This window comes from Thermodesulfitimonas sp., assembly GCF_052743955.1.
In genome coordinates this window covers 1-7,199 of sequence record NZ_JBRAIN010000090.1, presented here as the reverse complement: position 1 = coordinate 7,199, position 7,199 = coordinate 1, and the positions used below count along the sequence as shown (strand labels likewise).

Here is a 7,199-nt window from a genome sequence, read left to right as displayed (position 1 = left end):
GCTATGCACCTGCCCCGTCTCGGCATCGATGGTGAGGTCGGATTCCCCGACCACACCAAGGCGCGCACCGTCGTAAAGGTTAACAATTTCCTTGCCGATAAGTTCGCCAAGCCTCATCTTTTGCCACCTCGCGCAGCTAATCATTTCCCGCCGGGTATAATTTTACACCGCCCCGCCCGGCACAGACGTAAGATAAAGGGTTGCAGCAGGGCGAGTGTGATAGCGACGGCCGCGAGCGGATCAAGCTCCAGCCCTAAAACGGCAATCTGGGAAGGGATGTTTACCTCCAGAAAACCGACCAGGAGGGAAAGGGACAGATAGATGCCGCCCGCAACGCCGACCAGATAGGCCAGGGCACCCGCTAGGGGCGAAGGCGTCCTGTTCAGGCTTTTCTCTCGCAGGGAAAGCTGATGGGCCTTCTCTTTAACCGATAGTACCATGAGGGCGAAAACTCCGGCGCAAAAAAGAATGGTCGCGAGCACATTGTCCACCCCCCGTTCATTACTTATGACGGACCAACCACCGGTATACAAAAAAATCAACCGCCCCGATTAGCGGTTGATTTTAAAACGCCGGTTTCCTACCCTCTCTATCCTGTATGGCCGAAGCCACCGGCGCCCCGCGCGGTGGCGTCGAGGCAAGTGACTTCCCGCCATTTTATCCTACTGACCGGTTGAACGACGAGCTGGGCGATCCGGTCACCCCGGCGGATAATGAAGGGCTCGCGGCCGAGGTTAACCATGATCACCTTGATTTCGCCCCGGTAGTCGGCGTCAATCGTGCCGGGAGTGTTGAGGAGGGTGACGCCATGTTTTAACGCCAGGCCGCTCCGGGGCCGGACCTGCGCTTCGTAGCCCTCCGGTAACGCGATGCTAATGCCCGTCGGGACCAGCAACCTCTCGCCCGGAAGCAAAGTTACCGGTTCCGTAACGGCCGCATAAAGGTCAGCCCCCGCTGCGCCGGGCGTAGCGTAAGCCGGCAGCGGCAGGTCCTCTGCTCCCGGCAATCGCCGGACGGCGACCTCCACTTCCGCCATTAACTGAGCCTCCCGAGCGCCTCGCGCCAGACCACACCGTCCTCCCAGGGACCAATCGAAGCGAGGGCGAAGTTCTCCGGGCGGAAAAAGCTCTCCGCCACGGCAAAAACGTCTTCAAGAGTTACCGCTTCAATCTTCGCTACGACCTCCTCCGGCGGCACCACCCGGCCTAAATAGAGCTGCGACTTCCCCATCCGGCTCATCCGGGCAACAACGCTTTCCAGGCTCAGGAGGAAGTTCCCTTTCAACTGGTTTTTGGCCCGCAGGAATTCTTCTTCGCTTATGCCACGACGCCGGACGTTGGTAATCTCGGCCGCGATCATCTCCAGCGTCTGGGAGACGTTCGGAGCTGCTAGACCGGCGTAAATGCAGAAGAGACCCGTATCGCGGTAGGAGCTATGGTAGGAATAGACAGAATAAACCAGACCGCGGTCTTCCCTTATCCGCTGGAAGAGACGCGAACTCATCCCACCACCGAGAATCGTATTGAGGGTCTGAAAGACATAACTCAAATCGTCCCCTAACGCCACACCGGGAGTGCCGATGCAAAGGTGAACCTGCTCCGTATCCCGGGTGCGGTGGGTTATCGCCGCGTGAGGAGCGGGACTGGCGAGCAACCGCGTTTCACTCTTCCCTCTTACCCGTTCAAAGGCGGGCAAAATCGCGGCGAGCACCTCCTCGTGCCGGATGTTACCCACAACCGAAACCACCATCCGCCCCTTGAGGTAATGGCGTTCGTAAAAGCGGAGGAGATCCTTCCGGCCGAGGCTCTTCACCACTTCCTCCGTACCGACGATGGGGCGGCCTAAGGGATGTCCCTGCCAGAGGGTACTGGTAAAAACATCGTGAACCAGCTCGTCCGGCGCGTCCTCGTACATTTTTATCTCTTCGACGATTACGTTTTTCTCCCGCTCCAGGTCCGCCGGGTCAAAACGGGAGTTGAAGAGCATATCGGTCAGAAGGTCGACCGCTAACCGAAAATGCTCGTCGAGTACCCGGGCGTGAAAACAGGTATATTCCTTGGCGGTAAAGGCGTTAAGCTGCCCTCCAACAGCATCAAGCTCTTCGGCAATCTGCTTGGCCGTTCGGGTCGAGGTGCCCTTGAAAAGCGCGTGCTCGATAAAGTGGGAAATCCCATTCTGCTCCGGTGCCTCGTCCCGCGAACCAACGTTCACCCATACCCCGATGGCCACCGAGCGTACGTGGGGTATTTCTTCGGTTAACACCGTAACGCCGTTGGGCAGTTCTTCTGTGCGGATCAACATTTCACCCTCTTTTGCCGTAATCGTAGTCATTTTCTACAACAGGCTGCGGAATCCTCCCGCAGATTAGCATTCCCAGAAAAAAGAGGCCTTTAGCGGCCCCAGCCAGCCTGCGGCTTAACACACTTTTCCCCAGGATAGGCCGGAGCCCAAAATTACCGGCAGTTGGCTCCAACCGCTACCTTTTGAAAGAAGAGGCTTCCCCCAAATAGCGTACCACGCCTCTGAAAATCGCCCAACTGAGCCGTTCCTGATAATCAGGATTACAGAGAAGAACCTTCTCCCGCGGGTTGGAGAGGAAACCTACCTCGACAAGCACAGCAGGCATCCGCGTTTCCCGGAGCACAAAATAACGGCCGGGGAGCGGCATCCGCTCCTTACCAACATACCGCCACATTTCCTCCTCGATGTAGCGAGCCAGGATGTCGCTTCCGGGCTTTTCGGAATAGTAAACGTGCACCCAGCCTTGCCCGGATCCCGGGCGGTGTTGACGTGGATACTCAGAAAGATGTCGGCGCCCGCGCGATTCGCCAGTTCCACCCGGGCCCGCAGGTCGTAGCGTTTTCTGGCGGCCAGTGATTTGATCTCCGGAGGTGCTAGGTCGTAGTCACCGGTGCGCGTCATAATAACCGTCGCCCCGGCATTCTCCAAAAAGCGCTTGAGCCGCCCGGCGATCTGGAGGACAGGTCTTTTTCCAGAATCTCCCCCCGGTAATGCGCCCCGGGATCCACACCGCCGTGTCCTGGGTCAAGGACAATCGTCCGCCCGGCGAGGGCCGTCACGTACCAACCGGTCGCCGCTGTCGAACAGGCCCGGAAAGCTCCCGCTCCTACGATTATACCCGCTGTCAGAAGTAGCAGTAGAAACCCGAAGCACCACCGCTCAACATAAAAGAAAAACTTTGGCAACCCTCATCGCCCCGGTTGTGCTTCCGCTTCGGATAGAAGCTCCGAGATGGTGACAAACTCGAAGCCCCGCCCCCGTAGTTCCTCGATAATCGTCGGCAGCGCCTCAAGAGTAGGCGCCGTAGGGTGAAGGAGAACAATGGCCCCGTTGTGTGCGCGGCTGACCACCTTGCTGCTAATCGCCGTTGCCGGGGGATTACGCCAGTCAACCGGATCGATGCTCCAGAGAATCACCCGGTAGCCAGCCTGGGCCGCCGCTTCGAGAACAGCAGGGCCACAATCACCGTAAGGGGGGCGAAAAGACGGGGCCGCTTCTTGGTTACACTTTCGATGATCGCCTCTGCCCGCCTGATCTCCGCTAGGTTATCCGCAACCGAAAGGCGACTCGGCTCCCGGTGGGCGTAGCCATGGCTGCCTACTTCGAAATCCCGGGCGACATCTTGTGCCAACTCCGGAAACTTCTCTACCCACTGCCCGCCGAGGAAAAAGGTCGCCTTTACCTTTTTCCTCGCAGCAGCTTCAAAATGGCAGGCAGGTATTCCTCACCCCAATAAACATTAAAGGTTAGGGCGATGAGCCGTTTCGCTGTTGATCCTTGGTAAATAGGACCGGGAGCAGCCGCTAAAACCGTTTTTTCGTTATCCGACATCAGGTAGCCGGTGATAAAGGGGATACCGAGAGCGAGGAGAAGCAGCGCGAAAAAGCGCAACGGCCAGCGGAGCCGCAGAACCAGGTAAGGCACGCGGACAACCCCCCTTAAAAGGCAAAATCCCCTTGACGGGGATCGCTTTGTAAATCCTTATGCGGCGCGCCGGGAAAATATTTTTCGGTCAGCCGGCTATTTCGAGGACCGGATCCTGATCCGCTGGGAACGCCTGTCAGGGCGTTTATTCTCCCGCTGCTCTATAGCCCGCATCGCCTCTTTTTTCGAGAGCTTTATTTTGCCCTGATTATCGTAGCCGATGACTTTGACGAGGATCTGGTCACCTTCCTTCACCACATCCTCTACTTTTTCCACCCGCTGCGGCGCGAGCTGGGAGATGTGGACGAGACCCTCTTTACCAGGCAAGCCGAGGACACCAGGAATGATCTCTACAAAACACCCGAAATCGGCTATCCGCGTCACCCGGCCTAAGTAAACCTGCCCCACCGTAACCTCCGCGGTGAGATTCTGGATGATCTCCATCGCCTTACGACCGGCCTCCTCTGTCGGCGCGGTGATATAAACCCGGCCGTCGTCCTCCACGTCGATCTCGGCCCCCGTAAGCTCGATGATTTTCCGGATAACTTTACCGCCGGGGCCGATAACGTCGCGAATCTTCTCCGGATCGATTACCATGTGGAGAACGCGCGGTGCATAAGGCGAAAGCTCCGGACGCGGCGCCGCAATGGTCTGTTTCATCGTTTCCAGGATATAAAGCCGCGCCTCACGCGCCTGTGCGAGCGCCCGCTCTAAGATTTCCCGCGTAACCCCGGGGATCTTGATATCCATCTGCAAGGCCGTCACCCCTGCGGCGCTGCCAGCTACCTTAAAGTCCATGTCCCCCAGGCGGTCCTCAACCCCTTGAATATCGGTCAGGATACCGACCGTATCACCATCCTTGATCAGCCCCATGGCGATCCCCGCCACCGGAGCCTTTATCGGTACACCCGCATCCATCAGCGCCAGGGTGCTGGCACAAACGCTCGCCATGGAGGTAGAACCGTTTGATTCGAGAACTTCCGATACAATCCGGATCGTGTACGGAAAGATATCTTCCGGCGGGAGAACCGCTTCGAGCGCCCGTTCGGCAAGCGCTCCATGTCCGATCTCCCGTCTCCCGGGGGAGCGGATCGGCCGGGCCTCGCCCGTGCTGTAAGGCGGGAAATTATAATGGTGCATAAAGCGTTTGGTCTCCTCGATGCCGAGCCCGTCCAAGATCTGCTCGTCACCTACCGGACCCAGCGTAACCGCAGAAAGAACCTGCGTCTGTCCCCGGGTGAAAAGCCCGGAGCCGTGCGCCCGCGGCAGCACCCCGACTTCGACGCTGAGAGGGCGAATCTCGCGCAGCCCCCGACCGTCAAACCGGATCTGCTCATCCCGGATCAGTTCCCGGACGATCTTTTTCTCCACCGCTTCGAGCTCTTCCCGGATTAGGGCCTCCGCCTCCGGGTATTTTTCTAAGAGGGCGGCCATCAACTCTTTCTTCGCGTTCTCCACTAGCTCTTCGCGGGCCTTTTTATCTAACCGGGCGTCAACACAACGCCGGATCGCGGCCGCGAGGGCCGTCCGGCCCGCCTCCCTGACTTCCTGGATCATTACCGGATCGGGCTCCGGGAACTCCAGTGCCAGTTTGGGTGACGCTAAGCCAAGGGCCAGCGCCTCTTCCCGGAAAGCGGTGATGAAGTCGACGATCTCCCGCACGACCTGGTGGCCGCGGTCGATGGCCTCTAAAATATCGCTTTCGGGCACCTCTTTCGCCCCGCACTCTACCATCATGATCGCGTCCCGGGTGCCGGCCACTACGAGGTGGAGCTTATTCTGCTCCTCCTGGGCAACGGTAGGATTAATTACGTACTCCCCGTCGACCAAGCCGACGATAACCCCACCGATCGGCCCGGCAAAAGGAATCTCGGAAAGAGAAAGGGCCGCCGACGCCCCGATCATCGCCGTGATCTCCGGGGCGCAATCCTGGTCTACCGACATGATTGTAGCCACCACGTGCACGTCCCGCCGCAACTTCTGGGGGAAAAGCGGCCGGATGGAACGGTCGATAAGCCTCGCTGAGAGGACAGCTTTCTCACCCGGTTTCCCCTCGCGCCGGAGAAACCCTCCGGGTATCTTTCCTACGGCGTAATGGCGCTCCTCGTAATCCACAAGAAGCGGAAAGAAGTCTACCCCTTCCCGCGGCTCCGCAGCCATCGTCGCCGTCACTAACACTACGGTATCGCCGTAACGCGCCAGAACCGCGCCCGACGCTTGCCGGGCGACCCGGCCCACTTCGAGAACCAGTGGCCGGCCGCCGATAACCATTTCTTTTTTGTGAATTATCCTATCCTGCATAACTGAAACTTGCCTCCTGCATTACCTCCTGCAAACCAGGTTTTTTCGCCTATAAAAAAAGGGGGGGCTTACCCCCGCCTATTTCCGCAAACCTAACTTTTCAATCAGACGCTGGTAACGTTTAAAGTCGTAATCGCGCAGGTAGTTCAGGAGCGCCCGTCGCTGCCCGACCATCTTCAAGAGGCCCCGCCGCGAGTGAAAGTCTTTTTTATGAACTTTCAAGTGCTCGCTTAGCTGGTTGATCCTCTCGGTCAGGATGGCTACCTGCACTTCCGGCGAACCGGTATCGTTTTCGTGGATCCGAAAACCTTCAATGAGCTCCTTCTTTCTTTCCGCCGTCAGCGCCACCAACCTTCACCTCCCTCTAATTGCCGTAAGCCCAGTCCGAACCCTCCCAACGGTCCCAACCGCGCCTACGGTTCATTTCCCGATCACGGTGATTACCAGGTGCCCTTCAGGGATATCTTTAACTACAAGGTCAAAAACCCTACCTGACCGGGCCACGAAACCCCGGAAACGGGTAGCCGTTAAAACCATCCCCGGCACCGCCTCCGCAGCGGTAATAATATCCCGCGTGGTAATCTCCGCCTGGCGCGCCTTACGAAGCCGCCGCGCAGCGTGCTCCGTAATAATGACCCGCATCGGTGCTTCCTTAGCCGGCGGGCCTGGCTATATTTTCCTCGGACTCGCTTAAAAAGGTGTAAAGCGCATCCGCAAATGCCTTGACGCTTGCTCCCGCGGGATCTGAACTCTCGTAAAAGGATTCAAGTTCAGCCCTTAACCGCTGGAACTCCTCACTGAGACAGATCACCGCAATCTGGTCCAGCCAGATTTTGAACTCCGCTGGCTTTTGCGCCGCACCGGCAAGTTCCACGCGGGTGCCTCCTCACGCAACCAAGCCTAAATCTGATTTTAACACAAAGAAGAAGCGGTGTAAATCATTCTGCGGCTCA

12 protein-coding genes and 1 pseudogene are annotated in these 7,199 nt (G+C 58.1%); all 13 read right to left on the bottom strand.

The window, feature by feature from the left end; all coding sequences use genetic code 11:
- The coding region (locus tag ACUVTA_RS07805) for a PRC-barrel domain-containing protein (RefSeq protein WP_445952391.1) at nt 1-117 on the bottom strand (117 nt) is incomplete at its 3' end.
- Nucleotides 118-140: 23 nt separating this feature from the next.
- A complete protein-coding gene (locus ACUVTA_RS07800) occupies nt 141-482 on the bottom strand; it encodes a hypothetical protein (protein WP_445952389.1) in 342 nt (113 codons plus the stop codon).
- A 107-nt stretch (nt 483-589) separates the two neighbouring features.
- A complete protein-coding gene (dut, locus tag ACUVTA_RS07795; RefSeq protein ID WP_445952388.1) occupies nt 590-1,036 on the bottom strand; it encodes a dUTP diphosphatase in 447 nt (148 codons plus the stop codon).
- Nucleotides 1,036-2,331 (bottom strand): M16 family metallopeptidase, encoded by a 1,296-nt coding sequence (locus tag ACUVTA_RS07790; protein ID WP_445952387.1) that lies wholly within the window; start codon nt 2,329-2,331, stop codon nt 1,036-1,038. The genes dut and ACUVTA_RS07790 overlap by 1 nt, the downstream gene beginning before the upstream one ends.
- A gap of 145 nt (nt 2,332-2,476) precedes the next feature.
- Nucleotides 2,477-2,758, bottom strand: a complete 282-nt coding sequence (locus tag ACUVTA_RS07785; RefSeq protein WP_445952386.1) for an N-acetylmuramoyl-L-alanine amidase family protein — start codon at nt 2,756-2,758, stop codon at nt 2,477-2,479.
- A 20-nt stretch (nt 2,759-2,778) separates the two neighbouring features.
- A pseudogene (locus tag ACUVTA_RS07780) lies at nt 2,779-3,006 on the bottom strand (N-acetylmuramoyl-L-alanine amidase family protein); the annotation flags it as partial.
- Nucleotides 3,007-3,209: 203 nt separating this feature from the next.
- Nucleotides 3,210-3,437 (bottom strand): hypothetical protein, encoded by a 228-nt coding sequence (locus tag ACUVTA_RS07775; protein WP_445952385.1) that lies wholly within the window; start codon nt 3,435-3,437, stop codon nt 3,210-3,212.
- Entirely contained in the window at nt 3,434-3,742 is a 309-nt protein-coding gene (locus ACUVTA_RS07770; RefSeq protein ID WP_445952390.1) for a polysaccharide deacetylase family protein, read from the bottom strand. Before ACUVTA_RS07770 ends, ACUVTA_RS07775 begins: the two co-directional genes overlap by 4 nt.
- Nucleotides 3,700-3,945, bottom strand: coding sequence for a hypothetical protein (locus ACUVTA_RS07765; RefSeq protein WP_445952384.1), 246 nt, complete (start codon nt 3,943-3,945; stop codon nt 3,700-3,702). Before ACUVTA_RS07765 ends, ACUVTA_RS07770 begins: the two co-directional genes overlap by 43 nt.
- 96 nt (nt 3,946-4,041) lie before the next feature.
- Complete coding sequence (locus tag ACUVTA_RS07760; RefSeq protein WP_445952383.1) at nt 4,042-6,246, bottom strand: polyribonucleotide nucleotidyltransferase; 2,205 nt, start codon at nt 6,244-6,246, stop codon at nt 4,042-4,044.
- A 78-nt stretch (nt 6,247-6,324) separates the two neighbouring features.
- Nucleotides 6,325-6,594, bottom strand: a complete 270-nt coding sequence (gene rpsO, locus ACUVTA_RS07755) for a 30S ribosomal protein S15 (protein WP_445952382.1) — start codon at nt 6,592-6,594, stop codon at nt 6,325-6,327.
- Nucleotides 6,595-6,666: 72 nt separating this feature from the next.
- Nucleotides 6,667-6,888, bottom strand: coding sequence for a hypothetical protein (locus ACUVTA_RS07750; RefSeq protein ID WP_445952381.1), 222 nt, complete (start codon nt 6,886-6,888; stop codon nt 6,667-6,669).
- A gap of 10 nt (nt 6,889-6,898) precedes the next feature.
- A complete protein-coding gene (locus ACUVTA_RS07745) occupies nt 6,899-7,120 on the bottom strand; it encodes a hypothetical protein (RefSeq protein ID WP_445952380.1) in 222 nt (73 codons plus the stop codon).
- Nucleotides 7,121-7,199 lie beyond the last annotated feature (79 nt).

Coding starts and splice junctions, on each gene's coding strand:
- ACUVTA_RS07760 (WP_445952383.1), bottom strand. CDS start 6,246: ATGCAGGATAGGATAATTCACAAAAAAGAAATGGTTATCGGCGGCCGG.
- ACUVTA_RS07750 (WP_445952381.1), bottom strand. CDS start 6,888: ATGCGGGTCATTATTACGGAGCACGCTGCGCGGCGGCTTCGTAAGGCG.
- ACUVTA_RS07790 (WP_445952387.1), bottom strand. CDS start 2,331: ATGACTACGATTACGGCAAAAGAGGGTGAAATGTTGATCCGCACAGAA.
- dut (WP_445952388.1), bottom strand. CDS start 1,036: ATGGCGGAAGTGGAGGTCGCCGTCCGGCGATTGCCGGGAGCAGAGGAC.